Below are 25378 nucleotides of genomic sequence, written 5' to 3' on the forward strand. Positions count from 1 at the left end.
TTCGCCATGACCTCTATTTCTCGTACTTTGCCAAAGGCCACCAGCGCCTCCTTCTCTCTGCGCCCGCTGGCTGCATTCACCATGATGATGTTTGCTTCTCAAAGCCTGGCGCTACCCACCTTAGACCAAACCACGCCGCTCAATGGGGTGGCGGTGAACTTGCTCAACCCCAGTACGTTGGAGATTGTTCAAAACAATACAAGCGCTGTGGTTAACTGGACAGGCTTTGACATTGCTGCTGGCGAGCAGGTGCAAGTGATGCAACCCAATGCACAGGCGGTGCTGGTCAATAAAATTACAAGCCAGAATGCAAGCGAGGTGTTGGGTCAATTGCAGGCCAATGGCCGAATCTTCTTGATCAACCCCAGGGGCATTGTTTTTGGAGCCAATGCAGAAATTAACGTAGGTGCACTGGTGGCTTCTACGTTGGACCTAAAGTCCGGCCAAGTTCCGGGTGCTGAAATAGCATTGGAGTCCCTGCCAGACTCAGGCCAAATCACAAACCTTGGCACCATCACGGCAGGAGAAATTGCGCTGCTGGCCCCGCAGATCAGCAATCAAGGTAATCTTCAGGCCAATGCTGGGCCAATTCGACTGATGAGCGTTGGCGAACTGACGGTCAATACGTCTACCGAGTTCTTGGCCTTTGAAGTACAAGCTGGTCATGAAAGCGCGGTGATTCAACAACTTGGACAGTTAAGCAATGCCGGCGGCGAAATTTTTCTAATTGCCCGCAAAAACGTCAATGGTGCGCCCAGTGCAATCAATATTGAGGGAGTTCAGCTGGCAGGTCGACTCTCGGTGGAAGGCGATGCCATCGTGCTGTCGGCGGCGAGCCTTCAAGCCCAGCAAGCGGAACTGCAAGCGAACGCAATCAATATTCGAGGTGCGATAGCAAGTGGCGACCTTAGCCTGAGGGCGGCCACCATCGAACAAGACGCAGCGATCACCGTCACGGGCAACACGCGCTTAGACGGCGCTGCGATCACTTTGAATCACGCAGGCAACGACTTCGCGGGCGTGGTGGTTTTGGAGAATACTGGGCAAGTGAGCCTGCGAGATGCCAACGGGCTGATTGTTCAAGGAACTGCCGCTCAGGTTGATCTATCAGCTGCTGATTCTCTGCAGCTTCAAAACCTAACTGCTGAATCGGTCTCAGCTCACGCAGATAGAATTTCGCTGGATGGACTGAACACTTCAGGCAATGTCACTTTGGCAGCCAATGAAGTGAGCCAATCTTCGGCAATTTCGATTGGCGGTGAAACAACGCTAGTCGGTGGAAATGTTAGACTGGATAACCCAGCAAATGAGTTTGCTGGTCAAGTCACTTTGCAAAATGCGGGTCAGGTGAGTTTGCGAGACTCCAACAACCTGACTGTTCAAGGTAGTGCCGCACAGGTTGATCTATCGGCTGCTGATTCTCTGCAGCTTCAAAATTTAACTGCCGAATCTCTGTCAGCAACTGGGGACAACATCGTGCTGGACGGAGTGAACACTTCTGGCAACGCCACTCTGGCAGCCAACGAAGTGAGCCAATTTTCAGCAATTTCGATTGGCGGTGAAACAACGCTAGTCGCTGGAAATGTAAGTTTGAATAACTCAGCAAACGATTTTGCTGGTCAAGTCACTTTGCAAAATGCGGGTCAGGTGAGTTTGCGAGACTCCAATAACCTGACTGTTCAAGGTAGTACCGCACAGGTTGATCTATCGGCTGTTGATTCTTTGCAGCTTCAAAACTTAACTGCCGAATCGTTGTCAGCAACTGGGGACAACATCGTACTGGACGGAGTGAGCACTTCTGGCAACGCCACTCTGGCAGCCAACGAAGTGAGTCAATTTTCAGCAATTTCGATTGGCGGTGAAACAACGCTAGTCGCTGGAAATGTAAGTTTGAATAACTCAGCAAACGATTTTGCTGGTCAGGTCACTTTGCAAAACGCAGGTCAGGTGAATTTGCGTGACTCTAACAATCTGCATGTTCAAGGTACTGCCACAAGGTTGGATGTAAATGCAGCCGATTCTTTGCAGCTTCAAAACTTAACTGCTGAATCCGTTGTGGCAACTGCGGGCGAAATTTTGCTGGATGGATTGAACACCTCTGGCAATGTCACTTTGGCAGCCAACGAAGTGAGCCAATCTTCAGCAATTTCGATTGGTGGTCAAACCACCCTGGTCGGTGGAAACATTAATTTGACCAACTCAGCCAACGATTTTGTAGGTCAAGTTGCTTTGCAAAATGCAGGTCGGGTGAATCTGCGTGACTCTAACAATCTGCATGTTCAAGGTGCCGCCACAAGGTTGGATGTACATGTAGCCAACTCTTTGCAACTTCAGAACCTAACTGCCGAAACTGTCTCGGCCCACGCAAATAGTATTTTGCTAGACGCAGTGAACACCTCACGCAACGTCACTTTGGCAGCCAACGAAGTGAGTCAATCTTCAGCAGTTTCGATTGGCGGTCAAACCACCCTGGTCGGTGGAAATGTAAGTTTGAATAACTCAGCAAACGATTTTGCTAGTCAAGTCACTTTGCAAAATGCGGGTCAGGTGAGTTTGCGAGACTCCAACAACCTGACTGTTCAAGGTAGTGCCGCACAGGTTGATCTATCAGCTACTGATTCTCTGCAGCTTCAAAATTTAACTGCCGAATCGTTGTCAGCAACTGGGGACAACATCGTACTGGACGGAGTGAGCACTTCTGGCAACGCCACTCTGGCAGCCAACGAAGTGAGCCAATTTTCAGCAATTTCGATTGGGGGTCAAACCACCCTGGTTGGCGGAAATATAAGTCTGGATGATTCGGCGAATGAATTTGTTGGTCAAGTCACTTTGCAAAACGCAGGTCAGGTGAATCTTCGTGACTCCAATAACCTGACTATTCAAGGTAGCGCCACAAGGTTGGATGTTCATGTAGCCGATTCTTTGCAGCTTCAAAACTTAACTGCAGAATCCGTTGCGGCAACTGCTGGCGAAATTTTGCTGGATGGATTGAACACCTCTGGCGATGTCGCCTTTGCAGCCAACGAAGTGAGCCAATCTTCAGCAATTTCGGTTGGTGGTCAAACCACCCTGGTTGGCGGAAATATAAGTCTGGATAACCCGGCAAATGAGTTTGCCGGTCAGGTCAAATTGCAAAATGCAGGCCAGGTGAATCTGCGAGACTCTAGCAACCTGACTGTTCAAGGTAGCGCCGCTCAGGTTGATCTATCAGCTGCCGATTCTCTGCACCTTCAAAACTTAACTGCTGAATCGTTGTCAGCAACTGGGGACAACATCGAGCTGGACGGAGTGAACACTTCTGGCAATGTCACTTTGGCAGCCAACGAAGTGAGCCAATCTTCAGCAATTTCGATTGGTGGTCAAACCACCCTGGTCGGTGGAAATGTAAGTTTGAATAACTCAGCAAACGATTTTGCTGGTCAAGTCACTTTGCAAAATGCGGGTCAGGTGAATCTGCGTGATTCCAACCAGTTGCTTGTACAAGGAAGTGCCGCTCAGGTTGATCTATCGGCTGCTGATTCTCTGCACCTTCAAAACTTAACTGCTGAATCCGTTGTGGCAACTGCTGGCGAAATTTTGCTGGATGGATTGAACACCTCTGGCGATGTCGCTTTGGCAGCCAACGAAGTGAACCAATCTTCAGCAATTTCGATTGGTGGTCAAACCACCCTGGTCGGAGGAAACATTAATTTGATCGACTCAGCCAACGAGTTCGTAGGTCAAGTTGCTCTGCAAAACGCGGGTCAAGTTAGTCTGCGTGATTCTAACGAGCTGCTTGTTACCGGAAGTGCCGCTCAGGTTGATCTATCAGCTGCCGATTCTCTGCACCTTCAAAACTTAACTGCTGAATCGGTTTCAGCCCGTGCAGATGGCATTTTATTGGACGCAGTGAACACCTCTGGCAGCGCCACTTTGACGGCCAACGAAGTGAGTCAGGTGTCCGCGATAGCGGTTGGCGGTGAAACAACGCTAGTTGGCGGAAATGTAAGTCTGGATAATTCGGCGAATGAGTTTGCTGGTCGAGTCACCTTGCAAAATGCAGGTCAAGTGAATCTTCGTGACTCAAATAACCTGACTATTCAAGGTGGCGCCACAAGGTTGAATGTACATGCAGCCGATTCTCTGCAGCTTCAAAACTTAACTGCTGAATTGGTTTCAGCCCATGCAGATGGCATTTTATTGGACACAGTGAACACCTCTGGCAACGCCACTTTGACGGCCAACGAAGTGATCCAATCTTCAGCAATTTCGATTGGCGGTCAAACCACCCTGGTCGGAGGAAACATTAATTTGACCGACTCAGCCAATGAGTTTGCTGGTCGAGTCACTTTGAAAAATGCAGGACAGGTGAATCTGCGTGATTCAAACGACTTGCTTGTTCAAGGAAGTGCCGTTCATGTTGATATAACGGCGATCGATTCTCTGCAGCTTCAAAATTTAACTGCTGAATCGGTCTCAGCTCACGCAGATAGAATTTCGCTGGATGGACTGAACACTTCTGGCAACGCCACTTTGACGGCCAACAAAGTGAGTCAGGTGTCCGCGATTGCGGTTGGTGGCGAGACCACCTTGGTCGGAGGAAACATTAATTTGATCGACTCAGCCAACGAGTTCGTAGGTCAAGTTACTTTGCAAAATGCAGGACAGGTGAATCTACGTGATTTAAACGACTTGCTTGTTCAAGGCAGTGCCGCTCAGGTTGATCTATCAGCTGCCGACTCTCTGCACCTTCAAAACTTAACTGCTGAATCGGTCTCAGCTCACGCAGATAGAATTTCGCTGGATGGACTGAACACTTCTGGCAACGCCACTTTGGCAGCCAACGAAGTGAGCCAATCTTCAGCAATTTCGATTGGGGGTCAAACCACCCTGGTCGGTGGAAACATTAATTTGACCGACTCAGCCAACGAGTTTGTGGGCCAAGTTACTTTGCAAAACGCGGGTCAAGTTGCTGTGGCCAGCCAAGCGCCACTCGTCTTGACTGGCCAGTCGCAATCCATGCAGGTGGATGTACATGGCGGGTTTAGCATGCGTGGTGTGCAAACTGATTCCCTGAAAGCCGACGCCCATTTCGTGGACGTTGCGCGTGTTCGTGTCAACGGGGATGCTGCGATCAATGCTCCCATCTTGACTCAAACAGGCACTTTGCAGGTACTCGGCGATTTGGCGCTTAAGGGCGACTCGGTCATCTTGAGCCACGCCGACAATCAGTTCTCTTCAGAGGTGGTGTTGAATGGTGTGGAGCGGGTTCAGTTGCGTGGTGTTGACACCCTGAATGTTTTGGGCCGGGCGGCTATCGCTGACCTACATGCTGCAGGGCAGCTAGACGTGTCTTTGACTGGGCTGACGGAGCTGTCTGCCCAAGCCAAGCAAGTGCGCCTACACCAAGCCAACACCACAGGCAATTTAAAAATTCAGGCTCAACAGGTCAACCAATCGCAAGCGCTCACCGTGGGTGGGCAAACTCAGTTTCAGGGTGGTGTTATTGCACTGGATCATGCGGGCAACGATTTTCGTGGTGAGGTCGTGTTCAATCGGGTGGACCACGCGAGTCTTCATGATGCAAATCAGTTGAGTGTGGCGGGTCAGGTGCGAGGCACCTTGCAGCTTCACGCTATACACATTGAACAGAACGACGCTTTGACGATTGAGGGCTCGTTGCTTGCACAAGCCAATTCTGTGCAGTTGAACCATGCAAATAATCATTTGCCGGTGATCGACCTTGGGCGCGCCGAGGTCGCAAATGTTCGGTCAGAGGGCAGTATGCAAGTGCAGGCTGCGGGCCAGTTGGAGCAATTGGATGCACAGGCCGACTTGGTACGCTTGGGCCAACTGGGTCGGGTTGAAGGCTTGCGTGTGCAAGCTGGGCTTGTTGAGCAAACAGAGGCTGTGAATACCAACCAGGCCCATCTGTTTGCTCCGCAAGTGAGCTTGACCCATACAGGTAATCGCATCGATGGCACCTTGGTGTTGGGTGCAGCGCCGGGGCAGGAGGTTAATGCTCATGTGAACAGCGCAGGTCATTTGAGCATTCAAGCTGGGCAGCTTGCTTACAAAGGGCAGGTGGGTGGTCATCTGCAGGTGAATGCAGACGCTCTGCGGCTTGGCGCATTGCAGGTGGAGGGCTTGGCCAACTTAACCGTGCAAGGCGGCTTGTCGCAGTCTGATGCGCTTGCGTGGGCGGGTTCGAACATTGTGGCCTCATCGGTCGCGCTGGACCATCAAGGCAATCGCCTGAACGGTCTAAACACTTTGAATGTGCGGCAAGGGGGGCGCCTCGCATCGGCTGAGCATCTGACCCTTGATGTGGGGCAGGCTCAGGGTGCGATCGGTGTGAATGCGGCTGCCAACCTGAACTTGCGCGGTGACGGGGTAGTGCTCGGGCAAAGCGATGTGCTGGGTGATCTTCAGGTAGAGGCCAATTCACTGGCGCAAGTGGGCGCGCTTCAGGTTCAAGGCGAATTCACCTTGAATGTTGTGGGCGGAAATATTCAGCTTGAGCATGCGCAAAATCGCTTCAATGGGTCGGTGGCTGCCCACGCTGACCGAATTCGCATCTTGAACTCTTCAGACCTTCGCCTGCGCAGCCTTTTTGCACGCGAAGGCCATGTGGAGACCAGCGGTCGTTTGCTGCTGGATGGCGATATCCAATTGGGAGCCGGGCAAATGAGTTTTGTGGCGCATCACCGAAGCGCTCCATTGTCGTCGGCGGCGTTGTCTCGATTGTTGCCTGCGTCGCTGGATGTGTTTTCGGGCCGTGAGCCTGTAGACCCATTGACCGGTTTGGGCAGAATTCACGTTGCGTCAGCCGCCATTGAACAACGTCAGGGGAGAATCAATGCAGAGGCTGGTGGGCAAGCGCATTTTTCAACACCCAACAACGCTTCGGTGATGCTGCTGCAGGACAATCAAATTCGTGGAGGTTTGTCGGTACTTGCAGGCCTGCATGGGGCCGATTACGCCTATCAGGCTAGCCAAGGTGCCAGCTTGGTTGCGGTCAACAATGCTGTGGCCTTGAACACTGCGGGTGTGGGCGTGGAGGGCGATTTAATCGCGATTCGTTCACGTGGACTGAGCACACCGCAAGCCAGTGTTTTGCGGGCTCGAATGCCTTACAACGACTTTGCAGCGGGAGCGAGCCGCTCTTTCCCGGCGCTCACGTTGTCGGTGCCTGTTAACAATGCCGTGCAACCCAGTGTGTCCAGCGTGGTGCCGTTTGGTGAGCCAGGCGCCGCGCCCGGCCCCAACCCACGCGCCATTCAGGTCAGTGTGGGTGCAATCAACTCGGCTGGTTTGGGCGGGTACATGACTGTGTTGCCTTTTGAAGGTGCGTCTTTGGTGCCAGGGCAAGTGATCCACTTGTCTGGGCCTGGACAGTCGGGGGCTTACAACTTTTTCTACGACGGGGCAGGGGTGCTGACGCGAATTCCGGTGAGCTACAACGGAGCGGTGTTGTTGTCGCCCCAGGAAAGTGCAGCCTTGACCTCGGCCCAAGGGGCGGTGGTTTTGGCCCGCCAGGAGCAAACCCGTTCGGTGGTGAGAACTGAGAACGTTGCTGGCAAGGTGATTCAGGGCGTGGTGGTTGAAGTGGGCCCAGGACGCCCCGCCACTGTGGGTGATGGCGAATTGGCCAAGCCTGCTGCCTGCGACAACGCTGATCAAGGCCTCAGTTGTGCGCCGTAGTTGCCAAAAGGCCAGGGGTACGGGGAGTTCGCAGAGGTATTAGGGTCATCCACCCTAGGCATGTGTGCTTCGGTGAAGTCATAATGCCCCGTGAATTTTTTGAATCTGGAGTGACACAATGAAGACCAAAGCCGTGTTGTCTGCTGACGACGTACAAACCATCTTGAACGCGGCGCGTGCAGAAGCCGATAAAAACAATTGGGGAGTGACCATCGCCGTGGCCGACGATGGCGGCCATTTGCTAGGTTTGTTGCGCTTGGATGCGGCCCCCACCATGAGTGCGTACATCGCCCCAGCCAAGGCCAACACCTCTGCCTTGGGGCGTCGTGAAAGCAAGCTGCTGGAAGAAGTGATCAACAATGGTCGCACCTCTTTCTTGTCGGTTCCCAAATTGGAGGGCATGCTGGAAGGAGGCGTACCCATCATGGTGGATGGTCAGTGCATTGGCGCGGTGGGCGTTTCGGGTGTGAAGTCCGATCAAGACGCACAAATTGCCCGAGCTGGTATTGCGGCCCTCAACCTGGGTTGATTTTTCCCGAGGCCCCAAGACACCCGCCCTCAGAGGCGGGTTTTTTATTTTAAGATGAAAGGGTGTTTAACCTTCGAAGCGAATCTGCATGAGCTACGAACCCGAGTCGGTTGTTGATTCTGAAGAGGCTCACCGCACCATTGTGCTGATTGCCTACATATTGGGTGGCGTGGGCATATTCACCGCATTCGTTCCTATTTTGATTGCGCTGATTATTTGCTACGTGAAGCGGCCTGAATCGAATGGCACCGTTTATAAATCTCACTACGACTGGCTCATTTCAACATTCTGGATTGGTGGCTTTTGGTTTGTTGTCTCGTTGGTGACCATGTTGCTGGGTGTGGGCGTGGTCATCTACTTCTTGCTGAGCATCTGGTTGTTGTACCGGTTTGTGAAGGGGTTGTTGCGTTTTAGTGAGCGTCGGGCTGTGGTTTAAACGGTTGTGAAGGCGTGGGCTTCAATATGAGCAAACTGGGGTGTTGGCGCGGCGTTTGCTTTTTGCTGTGTGTGCTGCTGGCTCAAGGGTGTGCTTCATTGGATGCAGAGCCTGTGGAGTCGGTGCTTCTGGCCGACGGTACGATCTTTGATGCCGAGCCTGGCGATCAGGCCGGGGTGTCGCGGGCTTTGCTTGTTCAATACAAGGCTTGGCAAGGCACCCCTTACAAGCTGGGTGGTGCCGATAAAACAGGCATTGATTGCTCTGCCTTTGTTCAACTGACCCTTCGCGAGCACTTTGCTATAGAGGTGCCTCGCACCACTGGCGCACAAGCCAAATTGGGCATGGCGGTTAAGCCAGACGAGCTAAGGCCTGGTGACTTGGTGTTTTTTAGAACAGGCCCAACCCGTCGGCATGTTGGATTTTACCTGGGGCGTGGGCAGTTTTTGCACGCCTCGACCCGTGTGGGCGTCACCATTAGCCGCCTGGATGACCGTTATTGGCAAAGTGCCTACTGGACGGCACGCCGGGTATTATAAAAAAAACCGCCCCGGGGGGCGGCTTCGGTAAAACCACCCGGCCGGAAGGGACGGGTGGATGAGCACGGTGAGGCCAGTGCTTATGCCTGCTGCAGCGCGGCGATGCGCTGCTCAATGGGTGGGTGGCTGCTAAACAAAGCCATCACACCGCCTTTGCCAGAAATGCCCGATGCGGCCATGGTGCCTGGCAGTTCGCCGGCTTGAATACCACCCAGACGGCGCAGTGCCGAGATCATGGGTTGCTTGTTGCCCATGAGGCGTGCAGCGCCCGCGTCTGCGCGGTACTCGCGCTGGCGCGAGAAGTACATCACGATGATGGAAGCCAAAATGCCTAGGGTGATTTCCATGATGATCACGGTGATGAAATAACCCATGCCCTGGCCGCTCGATTCGGAGTCGTCTTTGCGCAGAAACTGATCCACCAAAAAACCCACCACGCGAGCCAGGAAAAATACAAAGGTGTTCACCACGCCCTGGATGAGGGTGAGGGTCACCATGTCGCCGTTGGCCACGTGCGCCACCTCGTGGGCGAGCACGGCTTCGGCTTCCTCGCGGCTCATGCTTTGCAGCAAGCCTGTGCTCACCGCCACCAGGGAATTGCTTTTGCTGGGGCCCGTTGCAAACGCGTTGGGTGCACCTTCGTAAATAGCAACCTGGGGCATGGGGATGTTGGCGCGGCGGGCCAGTTGGTCCACCGTTTGGAACAACCATTGCTCGGTGGGGTTACGTGGCTGCTCAATCACCTTGGCACCGGTGCTCCATTTGGCAATGGTTTTACTCATCATCAGACTGATGAACGAGCCACCAAAGCCCAGCACGGCACTGAAAGCCAGCAGCATGGTGAGGTTGAGCTGACCGCCTGCCATGAAGCGGTTTAGCCCCAGCAAATGCACGGTGATGCCCAGCACCACCATGATGGCGACGTTGGTGGCAAGAAATAAAACAATGCGTTTCATGATGCGTGTTGTCCTTTCAACAATTGCAAATGGGCCACGTTTCTAAGCGTGGTTTTTAATTTGCGGCGCACAGCCCGTGCCGCAGTTTCTATGGCGGTGTCGATGGCGCTGAGCCAATGTGGCCCTGCTCCGTCGACAACCACCGTGTCTTGGCCGTCAATGCGGATTTCTATTACGCAATTGCGCTGTTGCCCGTTCTCCGGATTTTTTAATCGGTCCAGCTTGACGGTGATGTTTTTGATTTGGTTGGACAAGCGCATGATGGCCGAGCGCAAGCGCCGCTGTACGTAACGGCGCAGGGTTTCATCAATGTCTGGGTGTTTGGCCACGATGTGTGTGTTCATGCCATGTCCTCCTGTTCAGGTTTATTTGCCTGTGCAGCAAATAGACAAGCGCAGTGTATCGTGGTTCAATCTAAGAATAAACAGGATAAAAAATTATTGATAGTTCGAAAAAAATGGATAGTCTGCGTTGAAGATGACTGACCTGAACTACCACCACCTGCGGTATTTCTGGATGGTGGCGCACAGCGGCAGCATCGCCGCTGCATCCCGACAGTTGGGCCTGCGGGCCCAAACCCTGTCCAGTCAAATTGCTCTGCTGGAGCAGCAGCTTGGGCGCGCTTTGTTTCAACCTGCCGGGCGAGGTTTGGCCCTCACCGAGGCCGGTCGTTTGGCTTTGCGGTACGCGGACCAAATTTTTCAGTTGGGCGAACAGTTGACCGAGAGCCTGCAAGACGAGGAGCTTGACTACACCCTGCGCCTGTCAGTGGGGATTGCAGATGCTTTGCCCAAAACGGTGTCGTTTCACATGATTGAGCCCGTGCTTGGTTTGCAGCGTCCGGTGCGGCTGGTGTGCACCGAGGGGCGGTTCGAATCCCTGTGTTCAGGCTTGGTACAGCACGAAATTGATCTGGTGTTGGCCGAGCGCCCTGGTGGGCAGGGCACGGCCCATTTAAGGGTCGCCAAATTGTTGTCTTACCCGGTACGCATATTTGCCAGCCCCAGTTTGAACGACCGCTATGGAATGGCTTTTCCAGAAGGATTGCACCGCGCGCCTTTCTTGTTGCCCAGCCGTAACAACGTGCTGCGCCTAAAGCTTGAGCAGTGGTTTGAAAGCCTGGGCGTGGAGGTGCAGGTGGTTGGTGAGTTTGACGACCTTGCGCTGCTGGAAACTTTCGGGCGGGCGGGGTTGGGTTTGTTCGCTGTGCCCGCTTTGCTGATGGAAGACGTGGTGCGTGATGACACGCTGGTGCACCTGGGTGATGCCCCTGGCGTGACTGAGGACTTTTTTGCATTCACCCACCCGCGCAACCTGGACCACCCTGCGCTTAAATTGCTTTTCTCCAACACGATTGCCGATGAGCCTTAACGCCAAACCCCGCCAAGGGCGTGGCTGAAGTACACTGCGGGCTTGCTCGACGGAGGCGGCATGTTGTTGCGCATTGTTTCTGTGATGTTTCCTGTGTTCGCCATTGTGGCGGTGGGTTATTGGTACGGTCGGCTTAAAAAGCCTGACATGCGGGTGGCCAACCAGTTGAACATGGAGTTTTTTGTGCCAGCGCTGGTGTTTGCAGCGCTGGCCAGCAAGTCGTTTGACTTGCAGTCGTATTGGCTGCTGGCCGTTGGTGGGGTGGTGGTTATTTTGGGCTCGGGCCTGGTGGCTTGGCCCTTGGCCCGCTGCTTGAAGGTGGACCCTCGCCTGTTTGTGCCGCCGATGATGTTCAGCAATTGCGGCAACATGGGTTTGCCGCTGGCCATTTTGGCGTTTGGTGAATCAGCCCTGCCTGCGGCTGTGATGCTTTTTTTGGTGGGCAACACGCTGCATTATTCCTTGGGCATCTGGATGATGAGTCCCACTGCGCGCTTGATGGGGTTGTGGCGCGAGCCGGTAATATTGGCGTCGATTGCAGGCTTGGCGGTAAGCCTGTTGCAAGTGCAGTTGTGGCAGCCTTTGTACTTCGCCATCAAGATGTTGGGCGATGTGTCCATTCCCTTGTTGTTGTTTTCTTTGGGTGTGCGATTAACACAGGCAGATTTTTCAGACGTTCGGTTTGGCCTGCTTGGCGCTGTGGTTTGCCCCGTGGCGGGCTTGTTGTTTGCCGCCTTGAGTGTGTGGTTGCTGCCCTTGCCCCCCGAGCATGCCGCCATGCTGATTGTGTTTGGTGCCTTGCCGCCCGCGGTGCTTAACTTTGTATTTGCAGAAAAGTACGGTGTGCAGCCTGAGCGCATGGCCTCCTTGGTGATGGTGGGCAACCTAATGAGTGTGCTGTTCGTGGCGATGGCTCTGTATTGGGTGCTCTGAGGGCGGCATTTCGATGAGCAGCTGTTGATCTGCCGGCAAGCGCAACACGCCGTCGCCCAACAGCCCGGGAAACCGCCCCAAGTCCACTGCGAGGCGCGTGGCATGCTGTGGGGTATGCACATGGGCCAATGTGGGCCCGGTGCGAATGCCCAAGGCTGTAAGCCCCTTGGTGTATAGCCACAGGCCCGAGGGCATTTGTTCAATGGCGTTGTAGATTTTCCCGATGTTGGTCTGGTCACGAAGACCAACATGCAGTTGAACATGGTGATCGTGGTTGCCTTGTTCCACCAAGCGTACCTCGTGCAGCTCGGTGTCCAGGTGCATGGGAGGCAAGGCGTTGCTCAGGTCAATCAACAATGTGTTGCCGCTCAGTTTGACCGATGGGCGTTCAATGTGAATCAGTTGGTCCAGCGAGATGCCTGCCCATTCCAAAATGCCGCCGACCGAGATACCCAACACGCGAATTGTGCTGGGTGTGAAGATCATGCCGCGGCGATTGGTAGCCACATTCAGGGTGCCCTCCAGCCGCGTTGGTAGCCAAAGCGTGGGTAGGCCAAACAGCTGGGGGCGCACCAGCAAGTGAAGGTCCAGCGCGTCGCGCTTCACATGTGTTTCAACCTGCTTGATGGGGGAGCCCTCATAAGCAAACAGGTGCTGGTTCATGAGGGTGTCTAAGCCAGCCTCCTCCAGTTCGATGTGGCCAGCCAGCACTTGCTGTGTGCTGCCGGGCAGGTCTACCAAGCTGTCGGCCTGGCTCAGGCTGAGCATTTTTTCAACGCGCAGGCCTATGCCGCTGGGGGTTTGCAAATCGGCGTGGTGAACCAGCATTGCAAGCTTGGCTTGTGGCTCTTTGAAGATGCCCTGTTGGTCGGCCAACAGGGCGAATTCGCTTTGCCCCTCGGCCAAGGCCCCCAGGTGCTGTTGTGCGGAAGCTTTGGCCCCGGTGTTGATCCACACCGCACCATCTGGACGCAACAGCACGGCGCTGTTGCGCAGGGTGTTTTGCAGGTTGTGTAAAGCCACAGCCAGTGGGGCATTGTGCTCGCTGGCGGCCAGTGTGGGCAGGCCAGGTAATTCAAGACCTGCCGCACGCAACGGCCCGCCTGCCGTGTACACAAAACTCTCCGGGCATTGGGTGCGCTTGCAAAATGGGTCTGGGGCGGAGCTGCGCCGCCCCAGTACGGCTTTTACACCGCCGTTTTGCAGGGTGAGGGCTTGCAAATCGAAGTCCAGTGCAGGTTGATCGAGCAATTGCTGGGGCTTGAGCACCATGGCTTGCCCCTTCAAAAACACCGACTTTGATTTCATATTGACCAAGGATTCCAACTGAATGTTGGTGGCCAACAGAGCTTTAAAAAAGGGGACCCCAGCCACTTCCATGCGGGTGGGTTGAAGTTCGATGTCGGTGGCACTGGCGATGCGGGGGGAGCCCTCCATAAAAAAAGACAGCCACAGCCCAAGGCGCTTTATTTTGCCGCTAACCCGGATGCCTTCAGGACGGGTGGTGACCTGCTCAATACGAATTGGGGCGCCACTTTGTTGCAGCTCTTGCGACACGGCTTGCACAATGGCCGCGTCGTTGATGAAGACCTGCGCATGCTCAATGTTCACCCTGTACTGCGATGGGTTGTCCAGGTTGATGGTGGGGTCGCTTCCCACAGAAACCGCCTGGCCATGCAGGGTATCCACTTGAAGGGTGAGTTGATCGCGCAAGGTTAGGCGAGTGTTGCGCACCTCAAGACGGTGGCCCAGGCTGGCTGGATGGTCGGCAGGCAGGGCGCCGCGCCAATCGGTGCCGCCATGCGCCTGCCAGTTTGCTGGTTTGGCTTGAGCCCAAGGCTGACCGCTTAGCAGCAGTGCCAAAGCAATCAAGATTGGCCAAGGGGCCTTGCGAAGGTTGAGCTTGGTCATGGTGAAGGATGTTTTGCGCCAGCTAGGTTGACACAGTGTAACCTTCACCCCGAGGGCTTGGGTGGAGCGGGGGCTCTATACGCCGCTCATGGCGTGGTGGCTTTGCCCCAAAGCTCATTGAGGCGATTTTGCCGCCCGCATGTCGTTTTGTAATATTTGTAGCGAAGCGGATTTTTTTTGTAGAAGTCCTGGTGGTAGTCCTCGGCCACGTAAAAGGTTTGCGCGGATTCCACCGTGGTGTACACCTTGGCAAATCGGCCACTGTTGATCAGGTCCTCTTTGCTTTTGGCGGCGGCCTGCTGCTGGGCTGCATTTAGGGTGTAAATCACCGAGCGATATTGCTCACCCACGTCGCAAAACTGTCGGTTTTTAACGGTGGGGTCGATGTTGATCCAAAAATGCTCAAGAAGCTTGGCGTAGCTGACTTGCTCAGGGTTGTAGAGCACTCGCACCACTTCAACATGGCCTGTGGTGCCGCTGCTGACTTGGTCGTAACTGGGATTGGGTGTTTTGCCCCCGGTGTAGCCTGACACCACTTCGCTCACGCCGGGTAGTTTTTCAAACGCCTCTTCCATGCACCAAAAGCAGCCCCCTCCAAAAATGGCTTCCGCTTGGGCGGCGGCATGGGCCGACCAGGGCAGGCAGTTGATCAACAAAAGAGCGGCAAGTTTTGATGGCAATGCAACACGGGCCATGGGAACTCCAACTTTGTTCAGGTTTTGCTTTCGCTCAGACTCCAGTTTTGGAATAATGTTCAGCCCTGCCTGAATTTGCCATAAAAATCATGAGTTTGTTGCCCCACGAACTGGAATTGCTGGCCCCGGCCCGCGACGCCGAGATTGGCCGCCAAGCGGTGCTGCACGGTGCCGATGCGGTGTACATTGGCGGACCAACCTTTGGTGCGCGGCACAATGCGAGCAATTCGGTCAGCGACATTGCAGGCTTGGTGGAATTTGCCCACCGGTACCATGCCCGCATATTCACCACCTTGAACACCATTTTGCACGACGCTGAGCTGGAAGAGGCCCGCAAGCTGATTTGGCAGCTCTACGACGCTGGGGTGGATGCGCTCATTATTCAAGACATGGGTTTGCTGGAAATGGACTTGCCGCCAATTCAACTGCATGCCAGCACCCAGTGCGACATTCGTACAGTTGAAAAAGCGACTTTTTTGGCTGACAGCGGGTTTTCTCAACTGGTGTTGGCGCGGGAGTTGAGCATTCCCCAAATACAAGCGGTGCATGCGGCCGTGGGTGATCGAGCCACCATTGAATACTTTATTCACGGGGCTTTGTGTGTGGCGTTTTCTGGCCAATGTTACATCAGCCATGCCGAAACAGGCCGTAGCGCCAACCGGGGCGATTGTTCCCAGGCTTGCCGCCTGCCCTACACCTTGAAAGACCAAGACGGCGCTGTGGTGGCCTTTGACAAGCATTTGCTGTCCATGAAAGACAACAACCAAAGCGGTAACCTGGAAGCCTTGATTGATGCAGGGGTGAGGTCTTTTAAAATTGAGGGCCGCTACAAAGACATGGCCTACGTTAAAAACATCACGGCCCATTACCGAATTTTGCTTGACGAAATCATGGAAGAGCGCGGCGAGTTTGTTCGCGCCTCCAGCGGCAGCACCCGCCACTATTTCCGCCCCGATCCAGACCGCAATTTTCACCGTGGCGCCACCGATTACTTTGCCACTGGGCGCAAGGAAGACATTGGGGCGTTTGATTCACCCAAGTTTGTGGGTCTGCCTGTGGGGCATGTGTTGGCCGTGGGCGAAAAAAGTGTAGACATTGAAACCACGGAGGCCCTCTGCAACGGCGATGGCCTGAACTACATGCGCAAGCGCGAGGTGTTGGGTTTGCATGTGAACCGCGCCGAGTTGCTGCCGGGTTTGCGGGGCTCGCAGGCGGGCACCTCGGTGTATCGGGTGTACCCCAAAGACCCCATGCCAACCTACACCGGCTTGAAGCCGGGTTTGCCAGTGCACCGCAACCGCGACCACGCTTGGGACATGGCGTTGGCCAAAACCAGTGCAGAACGACGCATTGGGGTGTGGATGACCTTGCGGGATTTGGAAAGAAGTGGTGAATTGGCCGGTCTTTGCTTGGAATTGACCGATGAAGACGGTATTTGCGTGAGCGCTGAGGCGGAAATGCCCCTCGAGGTGGCCAAGCAAGCCGACAAGGCGCAGGCCAGTTTGCTTCAACACCTCGGGAAGTTGGGCAACACCGAGTTGGCCGCTTTGGGGGTTGAGCTTAAAATCAGCCAGCCGTGGTTTGTGCCCGCCGGGGCCGTGAATGCCCTTCGCCGGGACGCCGTGGAGCAGTTGATGGCTGCACGCGTGGCCCAGTGGCAGCGCCCGGCGCGCAAGGCCCCCGTGGAGCCTCCAGTGGCGTATCCAGAAAAATCATTGAGTTTTTTGGCCAATGTGTACAACCAAAAGGCCCGGGATTTTTACAAGAAGCACGGCGTGGAGATGATTGCTGCAGCCTACGAGGCCCATGAAGAGGCGGGAGAGGTGCCGGTGATGATCACCAAGCATTGTTTGCGATTTTCGTTTAACCTGTGCCCAAAACAGGCCAAAGGGATCAAAGGTGTGCAGGGTCAGGTCAAAGCCGAGCCCATGGTGCTGGTCAATGGCGACCAAAAATACACCCTGAAATTTGATTGCAAGCCATGCGAAATGCACATCATGGGTACAATGCGGCGAGAAATTTTCAATAGCCCACCCCCATCGGTGGTGCCGATCCAGTTTTACAGCAAAAGACCGGGTCGCTGAGCCCTTGATTTGAGTCGTTTGACTCTGTTTTCATAGTGGCGTCTTATTTTTGTCATTTTTTTGTCATACTTTCTGGATACCCTAGCGGGTCTGAGTCAGAAACTCTGCAGGCGAAGCCTTAAGACATGTCAACCGTTCCGACCATCAAAGCGCCCAGCAAACGGGGCGATGCCATCTTCGGCCTGCTGACCAGCGGGGCGTCCCTGTTCACCCTGCTGCTGTTGGGCGGCATCATTGTGTCTTTGGTGATTGCCTCTTGGGACACCATCAAGGCGTTTGGTTTTGATTTTCTGTTCACTGCCAACTGGGATCCACCCAATGACGAATATGGCGCCCTGGTCCCCATTTACGGCACCTTGGTGACATCCCTGATCGCGCTCATTATTGCGGTGCCCATCAGTTTTGGCATTGCCTTGTTCCTCACCGAGTTGTCGCCCCCCTGGTTGCGGCGCCCTTTGGGTACCGCCATTGAATTGCTGGCTGCGGTGCCCTCCATTGTGTATGGCATGTGGGGTTTGTTGGTGTTTGCGCCTATTTTTGCCAAATATGTGCAAGCGCCGATGAACGCTACCATTGGCCAAGTGCCCGTGATTGGCGCTTTGTTTTCTGGCCCACCCATTGGCATTGGTCTGCTGTGCGCAGGCGTGGTGCTGGCCATCATGATCATCCCTTACATTGCCGCGGTGATGCGAGATGTGTTTGAGGTCACGCCAGTGATGTTAAAAGAGGCTGGTTATGGCATGGGCTGCACCACTTGGGAGGTGGTCTGGAAAATTGTGCTGCCCCACACCAAGGTGGGCGTAATCGGCGGCATTATGCTCGGCCTGGGTCGCGCCTTGGGCGAGACCATGGCGGTCACCTTTGTCATTGGCAATACCAATTACCTCAACGATATTTCGCTGTTCTCGCCCGGAAACAGCATCACGTCGGCATTGGCCAACGAGTTTGCCGAGGCCAGCCCCGGTTTGCATACCTCTGCCCTGATGGAGTTGGGCCTGATTCTTTTCCTGATTACTTTCCTGGTGCTGGTGGCTTCCAAGCTCTTGCTGGCCAAACTGTCGAGCAACGGGAGATAAGCGATTATGAGTGCATTGCCCAAGGATAATCTTCCCCGACCAGCCGATTCGGTCACCACCGTGGTGACCGATGAGCGGGTGCGAAACCAAATGCAGACCAAGCGGCGCTGGATCAATATGTTCGCGCTCACGTTGAGCTTGGCGGCCATGGCTTTTGGCTTGTTCTGGTTGATCTGGATTTTATGGACCACAGTGAGCCTGGGCATCGGCGGCTTGTCTTGGGAGTTGTTTACCGAGATGACCCCACCCCCGGGGGTTGAGGGCGGTGGCTTGGCCAACGCCATTGTGGGCACTTTGCTGATGGTGGGGTTTGCCACACTGTTTGGCACGCCGCTGGGCATTATGGCGGGGGTGCACCTGGCCGAGAGCCGCAAAGACAACAAGCTGGCCAGTTCGGTGCGCTTTATTAACGACATCCTGTTGTCTGCACCGTCGATTGTGATCGGTTTGTTTGTGTACGCCGTGATGGTTCGGGTGATGGGGCATTTCTCGGCATGGGCCGGAGTGGTGGCTTTGGCTTTGATTCAAATCCCGATTGTGATCCGCACCACCGAAAACATGTTGCGCCTTGTGCCCGACGCCCTGCGTGAGGCAGCCTTTGCCTTGGGTACGCCCAAGTGGAAGATGGTGATGTCGATCACCGTGAAGGCTTCATACGCCGGTATTTTGACGGGCATTTTGTTGTCGGTGGCGCGAATTGCCGGCGAAACCGCGCCGCTGTTGTTCACGGCTTTGTCGAACCAGTTCTGGAACACCGACATGATGAAGCCCATGGCCAACTTGCCGGTGATGATTTTTAACTTCGCCTTGAGCCCCTTCACCGAATGGCAGCAATTGGCTTGGGCCGGCGTGTTTTTGATCACCGCGGGCGTGCTGGTGTTGAACATCATTGCCCGTTCACTGCTGAAGAATTCCAAATAATTTTTGACCGAAGGCCTGTGTATGACCACGGAAACTGTGATTGAGAAAACCAAGCTGGATGTGCGTGATCTCAACTTTTATTACGGTGATTTCCACGCCATCAAGCATGTGAGCATGCAGATCCCCGAAAAGCGTGTGACAGCCTTTATTGGCCCCTCGGGCTGCGGCAAGTCCACCCTGCTGCGCACCTTCAACAAAATGTATGCGCTTTACCCCGAGCAACGCGCTGAGGGGCAAATTTTGATGGATGGTGAAGACCTGATCACCTCCAAGAAAGACATCGCTCTGATTCGCTCCAAGATCGGTATGGTGTTTCAGAAGCCAACGCCTTTCCCCATGAGCATTTACGAAAACATTGCATTTGGCGTGCGGCTGTTTGAAAAATTATCCAAGGGCGAAATGGATGAGCGGGTGGAGTGGGCACTCACCAAAGCGGCGTTGTGGAAAGAAGTCAAAGACAAGCTCAATCAAAGTGGCAATGGTTTGTCGGGTGGGCAGCAGCAACGCTTGTGCATCGCCCGTGGCATTGCTATTAAGCCCGAGGTGTTGTTGCTCGATGAGCCCTGCTCGGCGCTGGACCCCATTTCTACAGCCAGCATTGAAGAGCTGATCACCGAGCTGAAAGAAGACTACACCGTGGTGATTGTGACCCACAACATGCAGCAGGCTGCGCGGGTATCAGACTACACCGCCTACATGTACCTGGGCGAGTTGGTGGAGTTTGGGGTGACTGACCAGATCTTTTTGAAGCCCAAAAAGCAGGAAACCGAAAACTACATTACAGGCCGATTTGGTTAAGGCCGGTTGCCTAGCTTGCTTCAACACAAAAAGCCACATCGGTTTGCACCGTGTGGCTTTTTTACATTGATGAAACCGCCATATTTTTGTCATGATTCTGAAACATTCCTCATTCATCATGGGGGCACTTTAAAAAGTGAGGTGAATAATGTTCAACATCAAATCCATTGCGACAGTGATCTCCGCCAGTGCCTTGGCGCTGGGCGTGACTGCAGCCAACGCAGCTGAAATTACCGGTGCAGGCGCTTCTTTCCCTGCTCCTATTTATGCCAAGTGGGCCGATGCCTACAACAAGGAAACCGGCAACAAGGTGAACTACCAGTCCATCGGCTCGGGTGGTGGTATCAAGCAGATCACCGCCAAAACCGTTGATTTTGGTGCCTCTGATGCACCCCTGAAGCCTGCTGACCTGGCCGAGAAGGGCTTGATGCAGTTCCCCACCGTGATTGGTGGCGTGGTGCCCGTGGTGAACCTGCAGGGCATTGCCCCAGGACAGATGAAATTGACCGGCGAGGTGTTGGCGAACATTTACCTAGGCAAAATCACCAAGTGGAACGACAAGGCGATTGCCGACCTGAACCCTGGCGTGACCCTACCCAACCAAGACATTGGCGTGATTCGCCGTGCCGATGGCTCCGGCACCACCTTTATTTTTACCAACTACCTGAGCAAGGTAAGCAGCGACTGGAAAGACACGGTGGGTGAAGGCACCGCTGTGAAGTGGCCTGTGGGCTTGGGTGGCAAGGGCAACGAGGGTGTGTCTGCCTTCGTGCAGCGCCTGCCGGGCTCCATTGGCTATGTTGAATACGCTTATGCCAAGCAAAACAAGCTGATCCACACCCAGTTGCAAAACGCCGATGGCGCCTTTGTTCAGCCTAATGAGGACACCTTTAAGGCCGCAGCGGCAGGTGCCGATTGGACCAAGAATGACTTCTACGAAATTTTGACCAACCAGCCAGGCAAGCAGGCATGGCCCATCACTGGTGCCACCTTCATTCTGTTCCACAAGCAGCAGGCCAACGCAGAAAAAGCCACCGATGTGCTGAGCTTCTTCAAGTGGGCCTACGCCAAGGGTGACAAGATGGCTTCTGACCTGGACTATGTGCCCCTGCCAGACGCCACTGTGAAGCTGATTGAAAACGCTTGGAAGGGCGTTAAAACAGCCGATGGCAAAGCAGTCGCCGTGAAGTAATCGAGCACGGAAGTTGTTGAACAGAAAGGGCCTCTTCGGAGGCCCTTTTTGCGTTGCAAGATTGTGGCATTCGGTGTGCCACGTTACCATGCTGGGCAAATTCCCATAAATATGTAATGCAGAGGTGTGGCCGTGTTGGTGGATTCCCCCGAGTTCAAGTTGTGGACCCAGTGGTTGTATATGGCGGCTTTGCCATATTTTTTTGCTGCCATGGCCTTGGAGGGGTGGGCCATCCGTAGAAAAGGGCCGCAGGCCTGGTTCAAGGGCTATGAGTGGCGAGACTCCCTGTGTTCCATGGCCATGGGGGCGCTTAAGTTGCTTGCGATAGCGATTGCAGCGCTATGGACCCTGCCGATCATGCTGTGGTTGTACAACAACCGCGTGGTGGACTTGCCTGTGTCGAGTTGGTGGTTTGTGCCTTTGGTGGTGTTGGCTGACGACTTTTGCTACTACTGGTATCACCGTTGTGCTCACCGTTGTGGTGCCTTTTGGGCCGAGCATTCTAACCACCACACCAGTGAGCATTACAACCTAAGCACCGCCTTGCGCCAGAGTGTGCTGGGGCCGTTTTATACGTTTGTGTTTTGGTTGCCGCTGCCCTGGCTGGGCATGGATCCTTTGGCGGTCACTTTTGCCCACACGATTAATTTGCTTTACCAGTACTGGATACACACAGAGACTTTTGAGGTGCACGGTTGGTTTGAGCGTGTGTTCAATTGCCCCCAGCATCACCGTTTGCACCATGCCAAAAACACGGAATATCACGATTGCAACTATGGCGGCATTTTGATTGTGTGGGACCGGTGGTTTGGCACCTACAAGGGGTTTTTGCCCGGCGTAAAGCCGGTGTATGGCACGGTTACCCCTGTGCCAAGCACCAATCCGCTGAAGCAGGCGGTGGCGGGTTGGGGGCACCTGTTGCACAAGGTGCGGACCACGCGGGGTGTTAAAAACCGCCTGTTGTGTTTTGTTAAGCCGCCCGGCTGGTTGCCGGACTGAGTCGTTTGTACAAGGCCAGTGCCACCAATGCGCCCAACAGCTCAAAGGCCACATACCCCGGCACATCGGCCGGCGAAATGCCTGCGAATGAGTTTGAGAACATTCGACCAAAGGCAGCCGCCGGGTTTGCAAACGAGGTGCTGGATGTAAACCAGTAGGCCGCCCCGATGTAACAAGCGACCATGGCCGATACCCGTTGGGCGTTGGCCAGCAAAATCACCAACAGCAGGCCCGCGGTGGCGACCAACTCGCCCGTCCAAATGCCCCAGCCCGTGCGGGGTTTTTCTGAAAATTGCAACAATTGCATGTCAAACATTTGGTGCACCAGCAGTGCGCCCACAAAAGCGCCAGCCAATTGCACCAGCACGTAGGGCAGCATTTCTGCTGACTTTTGGCGCTTCAGGAGCACCATGGCCATGGTGACGGCTGGGTTGAAATGCGCACCGCTGATGGGGCCGAACATTTCGATCAAGATGTACAGACCAAACACCGTGGCTAAGGTGTTGGCGGTGAGTGCCACCCCGTTGTTGCCCTCAGATAAGTTTTCAGCCATCACGCCCGAGCCAATCACCACGGCAATCAGCAGCATGGTGCCAAGAAATTCAGCGGCCAGTTTTTGTGCAAATGTGTAGGGCATGGCGCATTAGCTCCTGGCAATGCGAGCCAGGGCCGCGTTCAGATCGCTGGCGCTCATGTTAGCCACGGGGAGCTCGATGAGTTGCATCATTTTGTAAGCGATGGCCTGGCGGGTGAGCTCAAAAGCCTTGGGCTTGTTTTCTTCGAGCTCGTTGGAAGGGTCAGGGTAGCCCCAATGTGTTTTAACCGGGCTGCCCGGCCAGTAAGGACATTGTTCCGCGGCGGCGCTGTCGCACACGGTGATCACGATGTCGATTTTGGGGGCGCCATCTTGCGTGAACACATCCCAGCTTTTGCTGTGGTAGCCCGTGGTGTCTACCCCAGCGTTTTGTAGGGCTTGAAGGGCATAGGGGTTAATGCGGCCACTGGGTGAGCTGCCCGCGCTGTAGGCCTTGAAGGGCTTGCCATATTGCTTGGCCAGGTGGTTCAGCATGCCCTCGGAAAGCACGCTGCGGGCCGAGTTGTGGGTGCACAGGATCAAAACATTGGTGTTCATGAGCAAACAGTTTTTGAGGGTTGATTGGTTGGGCCGCAGGGTTGCCCCTGGCAGCAGTTTTCGGTGAGGTAAGCCACCACGTTGTTCATGTGGGCAAATTGGGCGGTGTAAAACAGGTTGCGACCCTCGCGCACGGGTAGCGCGAGCTGGGCGTTGGTCAATTCCTTCAAGTGAAAGGACATGGTGGCGGGTGGTACCTCCAGGGTCTCGCACAGTTGCCCCGGGGTGAGCCCCAACGGCCCCGCTTGCACCAATGCGCGAAACACCCTCAGCCGGGAGGGCTGGGCCAATGCACTGAGGGCTTTGATGATGTCTTTCTCTTCCATATTTTTATAATAATCGAAATATATTGCAAGTGGATGACGATCTGATTAAAACCACGTGCGCCGATGCGATGTTGCTCGTCGTGCTGAATCAGGCCGCTTGGGTCTGTGCCTTCGGTGCCCGCTTGCGGGGTGCCTTGGCTTCGGTTTGGGAGCGGCTGCGCAGCCAGTCGGCTGACAATTGCCACACATGTTCACGGGCTTTGCTGCCCAAAATAACGCCCATGTGCCCGCCGGGTGCCAGCAAAAATTGTGAATCTTGGCTGGAAGACAATTGGATGCTTTGCTTGGCCATGCTGGCGGGTACCAAATGATCGGTCTCGCCGGCAAACACCAACATATTGGCCGTGATGTTACCCAAAGCGCTGTATTTATCGCCAATTTTTACTTTGCCCTTGGCCAGGCGGTTGTCCACAGCAAAGCGCACCATGAAGTCGCGCACCACACCGCCGGGGTACAACATCATGTTGTTCAGGTAATCCGCGGTGGTGGTGTGCTGTTCCACAAACTCACGGTCGTGCAGGCGGGTCAGCAAATCCCAGTAAGTGGTGATGCTGGCCACAGGTGCGGTGAGTTTAAAGCCCAGGCTCACCATCCAGCCCGGCGGTGTGAACAACACTGGGTTGATGCGGTCAAGCCGGAACTCGCTGTATTTGCGAATAAAGCGGGCTGTGACGTTGAGGGTGTTTGAGGCCACGGCCATGATGTTTTTGCCGTTGCGCAGGTCGATGGGGCTGGCCACTGTGACCAGGTTACGAATGTGCTTGTCTTCCCCGTAACCTGCGTACAACAGGCATAGCAAGCCACCCATGCACCAACCGAACAAAGACACTTCGGAGCTGCCGCTGTGTTGACGCACAGCGGCCATGGCTTGACCCATCATGTCGTGGCTGTAGTCGTAAAGGCCAAGTGAGGCGTGTTTGCGCTCGGGCTTGCCCCAGTCGACCAAATACACTTTGTAGCCAGCCTCCACCATAAACTTCACCAAACTGCGGTCAGGCATAAGGTCGAAAGTTTCGGTGGTCACCCCCAATGGCGGAACCAACACCACAGGGATGGCATGCTGGCGCCCCGGCGGTGTTTCACTCTCGCCGTCGGCCAGGCTGGCATGGGGCGCTTCAGCGCTGGGGGCGTAATAGCGCACGCGCATGGGCGATTGTTCAGCAATCACTTCGTACTCGGTTTTGCCAGACTGAATAAGAATGTCTTTGCGGAAAAACCAGTCGGCGGCGTTGGTCGCGGTGTTCACGGCCAGTTCGTTGATCTTCAGGGCGGTTTTTAGAATCTTTTTCACGGTGTTGCACTGCGCAATGGATTGGACGCAGTTTATACGGAGCGCGGGGCGAATCGGATGAGTGTTTACTCTAACTGGAGCGCTCGCGCAGCGTTTTGGTACCGTTGATTGCGCAGCGTGTTGGGGCCGCGTTGGAGCCGGGTTGGCACAGGTCGCTGGGCCTGGGATCAGCCCGTGGTTCCCTTCTTGTCCCTTCCGAGGGGGCATGCAAGGCGAAAATGTCGCCATTGCATCCGATTCGGTTTCCCGCCAAGCGGGGGGCTTGGCGGGGAAACACGCCTCGGCCCCTCGGTGTGGGCCAAACCGGGCGGGCTGCCCTGAATCGGCCTGCGCGGCCTGTGCCAACCCAGCCCCTTCGCTTGCCCAGAAGCCAGCAGGGGCCAATGCCCCTGCAGCGACCTTCAGGACAATCTGCCCGACCGTGCCAAGAATGAACGGTGCCCCCAAGGGGGCAGAGGCCCGACCCGACCTCTGTTTTGGAGGGCGGGCCTCAGTTCAGGCGAGGC

At 54.9% G+C, this 25378-nt stretch carries 20 protein-coding genes; 12 read left to right on the forward strand and 8 right to left on the reverse strand.

Annotated elements, in window-relative coordinates:
- The first annotated feature begins 6 nt into the window (after nucleotides 1-6).
- The 4 genes from ACEQU8_RS01605 to ACEQU8_RS01620 all read left to right on the forward strand — a co-directional run bounded on the left by ACEQU8_RS01605 (nucleotide 7) and on the right by ACEQU8_RS01620 (nucleotide 9187).
- Nucleotides 7-7683 (forward strand): filamentous hemagglutinin N-terminal domain-containing protein, encoded by a 7677-nt coding sequence (locus ACEQU8_RS01605; protein ID WP_370261008.1) that lies wholly within the window; start codon nucleotides 7-9, stop codon nucleotides 7681-7683.
- Between the two features lie 118 nt (nucleotides 7684-7801).
- Nucleotides 7802-8212 (forward strand): heme-binding protein, encoded by a 411-nt coding sequence (locus ACEQU8_RS01610; RefSeq protein ID WP_370261009.1) that lies wholly within the window; start codon nucleotides 7802-7804, stop codon nucleotides 8210-8212.
- An 88-nt stretch (nucleotides 8213-8300) separates the two neighbouring features.
- Nucleotides 8301-8648, forward strand: a complete 348-nt coding sequence (locus ACEQU8_RS01615) for a DUF4870 family protein (RefSeq protein WP_370261011.1) — start codon at nucleotides 8301-8303, stop codon at nucleotides 8646-8648.
- A 26-nt stretch (nucleotides 8649-8674) separates the two neighbouring features.
- Complete coding sequence (locus tag ACEQU8_RS01620; RefSeq protein ID WP_370261012.1) at nucleotides 8675-9187, forward strand: NlpC/P60 family protein; 513 nt, start codon at nucleotides 8675-8677, stop codon at nucleotides 9185-9187.
- Between the two features lie 80 nt (nucleotides 9188-9267).
- Here ACEQU8_RS01620 and htpX read toward each other — a convergent pair whose 3' ends face one another.
- Nucleotides 9268-10143: a protease HtpX gene (gene htpX, locus ACEQU8_RS01625; RefSeq protein WP_370261014.1), complete on the reverse strand. Its 876-nt coding sequence runs from the start codon at nucleotides 10141-10143 to the stop codon at nucleotides 9268-9270.
- On the reverse strand, nucleotides 10140-10487 hold the full coding sequence (locus tag ACEQU8_RS01630) for an HPF/RaiA family ribosome-associated protein (RefSeq protein WP_370261015.1): 348 nt from the start codon (nucleotides 10485-10487) through the stop codon (nucleotides 10140-10142). The genes htpX and ACEQU8_RS01630 overlap by 4 nt, the downstream gene beginning before the upstream one ends.
- A 133-nt stretch (nucleotides 10488-10620) precedes the next feature.
- Between ACEQU8_RS01630 and ACEQU8_RS01635 the strand changes: the two genes are divergently transcribed.
- On the forward strand, nucleotides 10621-11514 hold the full coding sequence (locus tag ACEQU8_RS01635; RefSeq protein WP_370261039.1) for a LysR substrate-binding domain-containing protein: 894 nt from the start codon (nucleotides 10621-10623) through the stop codon (nucleotides 11512-11514).
- Nucleotides 11515-11574: 60 nt separating this feature from the next.
- The gene (locus ACEQU8_RS01640; RefSeq protein WP_370261017.1) at nucleotides 11575-12447 is read left to right on the forward strand and encodes an AEC family transporter; all 873 of its coding nucleotides are present in this window, start codon (nucleotides 11575-11577) and stop codon (nucleotides 12445-12447) included.
- Here ACEQU8_RS01640 and ACEQU8_RS01645 read toward each other — a convergent pair.
- Nucleotides 12400-14358: a hypothetical protein gene (locus ACEQU8_RS01645; RefSeq protein WP_370261019.1), complete on the reverse strand. Its 1959-nt coding sequence runs from the start codon at nucleotides 14356-14358 to the stop codon at nucleotides 12400-12402. The two genes, ACEQU8_RS01640 and ACEQU8_RS01645, sit on opposite strands and share 48 nt — an antisense overlap.
- Nucleotides 14359-14444: 86 nt before the next feature.
- Nucleotides 14445-15053, reverse strand: coding sequence for a peptide-methionine (S)-S-oxide reductase MsrA (gene msrA / locus ACEQU8_RS01650; protein ID WP_370261021.1), 609 nt, complete (start codon nucleotides 15051-15053; stop codon nucleotides 14445-14447).
- Between the two features lie 89 nt (nucleotides 15054-15142).
- Between msrA and ACEQU8_RS01655 the strand changes: the two genes are divergently transcribed.
- From ACEQU8_RS01655 to ACEQU8_RS01680, 6 genes are all read left to right on the forward strand, one after another.
- Nucleotides 15143-17137, forward strand: coding sequence for a U32 family peptidase (locus ACEQU8_RS01655; RefSeq protein WP_370261023.1), 1995 nt, complete (start codon nucleotides 15143-15145; stop codon nucleotides 17135-17137).
- 125 nt (nucleotides 17138-17262) lie between these two features.
- The gene (gene pstC / locus ACEQU8_RS01660) at nucleotides 17263-18213 is read left to right on the forward strand and encodes a phosphate ABC transporter permease PstC (RefSeq protein WP_370261025.1); all 951 of its coding nucleotides are present in this window, start codon (nucleotides 17263-17265) and stop codon (nucleotides 18211-18213) included.
- Between the two features lie 6 nt (nucleotides 18214-18219).
- Nucleotides 18220-19134 carry a phosphate ABC transporter permease PstA gene (gene pstA / locus ACEQU8_RS01665; protein WP_370261027.1) on the forward strand — a complete coding sequence of 305 codons (915 nt, stop codon included), beginning with the start codon at nucleotides 18220-18222 and terminating at the stop codon, nucleotides 19132-19134.
- A gap of 21 nt (nucleotides 19135-19155) precedes the next feature.
- Nucleotides 19156-19932 carry a phosphate ABC transporter ATP-binding protein PstB gene (gene pstB, locus ACEQU8_RS01670; RefSeq protein WP_370261029.1) on the forward strand — a complete coding sequence of 259 codons (777 nt, stop codon included), beginning with the start codon at nucleotides 19156-19158 and terminating at the stop codon, nucleotides 19930-19932.
- Between the two features lie 148 nt (nucleotides 19933-20080).
- Nucleotides 20081-21124: a phosphate ABC transporter substrate-binding protein PstS gene (gene pstS / locus ACEQU8_RS01675; RefSeq protein ID WP_370261030.1), complete on the forward strand. Its 1044-nt coding sequence runs from the start codon at nucleotides 20081-20083 to the stop codon at nucleotides 21122-21124.
- A gap of 132 nt (nucleotides 21125-21256) precedes the next feature.
- Nucleotides 21257-22123, forward strand: a complete 867-nt coding sequence (locus ACEQU8_RS01680) for a sterol desaturase family protein (protein WP_370261032.1) — start codon at nucleotides 21257-21259, stop codon at nucleotides 22121-22123.
- Here the strand turns inward: ACEQU8_RS01680 and ACEQU8_RS01685 are convergent.
- From ACEQU8_RS01685 to ACEQU8_RS01700, 4 genes are all read right to left on the reverse strand, one after another.
- Complete coding sequence (locus ACEQU8_RS01685; RefSeq protein WP_370261033.1) at nucleotides 22095-22760, reverse strand: aquaporin; 666 nt, start codon at nucleotides 22758-22760, stop codon at nucleotides 22095-22097. The two genes, ACEQU8_RS01680 and ACEQU8_RS01685, sit on opposite strands and share 29 nt — an antisense overlap.
- A 6-nt stretch (nucleotides 22761-22766) precedes the next feature.
- Entirely contained in the window at nucleotides 22767-23255 is a 489-nt protein-coding gene (locus ACEQU8_RS01690) for an arsenate reductase ArsC (RefSeq protein ID WP_370261034.1), read from the reverse strand.
- Complete coding sequence (locus tag ACEQU8_RS01695) at nucleotides 23252-23581, reverse strand: ArsR/SmtB family transcription factor (RefSeq protein WP_370261036.1); 330 nt, start codon at nucleotides 23579-23581, stop codon at nucleotides 23252-23254. The genes ACEQU8_RS01690 and ACEQU8_RS01695 overlap by 4 nt, the downstream gene beginning before the upstream one ends.
- A gap of 88 nt (nucleotides 23582-23669) precedes the next feature.
- A complete protein-coding gene (locus ACEQU8_RS01700; protein ID WP_370261038.1) occupies nucleotides 23670-24872 on the reverse strand; it encodes an alpha/beta fold hydrolase in 1203 nt (400 codons plus the stop codon).
- Between the last annotated feature and the right edge of the window lie 506 nt (nucleotides 24873-25378).

The organism is Limnobacter sp. (assembly GCF_964228395.1).
Taxonomy (GTDB): Bacteria; Pseudomonadota; Gammaproteobacteria; order Burkholderiales; family Burkholderiaceae_B; genus Limnobacter.

Coding starts and splice junctions, on each gene's coding strand:
- ACEQU8_RS01605 (WP_370261008.1), top strand. CDS start 7: ATGACCTCTATTTCTCGTACTTTGCCAAAGGCCACCAGCGCCTCCTTC.
- ACEQU8_RS01610 (WP_370261009.1), top strand. CDS start 7,802: ATGAAGACCAAAGCCGTGTTGTCTGCTGACGACGTACAAACCATCTTG.
- ACEQU8_RS01615 (WP_370261011.1), top strand. CDS start 8,301: ATGAGCTACGAACCCGAGTCGGTTGTTGATTCTGAAGAGGCTCACCGC.
- ACEQU8_RS01620 (WP_370261012.1), top strand. CDS start 8,675: ATGAGCAAACTGGGGTGTTGGCGCGGCGTTTGCTTTTTGCTGTGTGTG.
- htpX (WP_370261014.1), bottom strand. CDS start 10,143: ATGAAACGCATTGTTTTATTTCTTGCCACCAACGTCGCCATCATGGTG.
- ACEQU8_RS01630 (WP_370261015.1), bottom strand. CDS start 10,487: ATGAACACACACATCGTGGCCAAACACCCAGACATTGATGAAACCCTG.
- ACEQU8_RS01635 (WP_370261039.1), top strand. CDS start 10,621: ATGACTGACCTGAACTACCACCACCTGCGGTATTTCTGGATGGTGGCG.
- ACEQU8_RS01640 (WP_370261017.1), top strand. CDS start 11,575: ATGTTGTTGCGCATTGTTTCTGTGATGTTTCCTGTGTTCGCCATTGTG.
- ACEQU8_RS01645 (WP_370261019.1), bottom strand. CDS start 14,358: ATGACCAAGCTCAACCTTCGCAAGGCCCCTTGGCCAATCTTGATTGCT.
- msrA (WP_370261021.1), bottom strand. CDS start 15,053: ATGGCCCGTGTTGCATTGCCATCAAAACTTGCCGCTCTTTTGTTGATC.
- ACEQU8_RS01655 (WP_370261023.1), top strand. CDS start 15,143: ATGAGTTTGTTGCCCCACGAACTGGAATTGCTGGCCCCGGCCCGCGAC.
- pstC (WP_370261025.1), top strand. CDS start 17,263: ATGTCAACCGTTCCGACCATCAAAGCGCCCAGCAAACGGGGCGATGCC.
- pstA (WP_370261027.1), top strand. CDS start 18,220: ATGAGTGCATTGCCCAAGGATAATCTTCCCCGACCAGCCGATTCGGTC.
- pstB (WP_370261029.1), top strand. CDS start 19,156: ATGACCACGGAAACTGTGATTGAGAAAACCAAGCTGGATGTGCGTGAT.
- pstS (WP_370261030.1), top strand. CDS start 20,081: ATGTTCAACATCAAATCCATTGCGACAGTGATCTCCGCCAGTGCCTTG.
- ACEQU8_RS01685 (WP_370261033.1), bottom strand. CDS start 22,760: ATGCCCTACACATTTGCACAAAAACTGGCCGCTGAATTTCTTGGCACC.
- ACEQU8_RS01690 (WP_370261034.1), bottom strand. CDS start 23,255: ATGAACACCAATGTTTTGATCCTGTGCACCCACAACTCGGCCCGCAGC.
- ACEQU8_RS01695 (WP_370261036.1), bottom strand. CDS start 23,581: ATGGAAGAGAAAGACATCATCAAAGCCCTCAGTGCATTGGCCCAGCCC.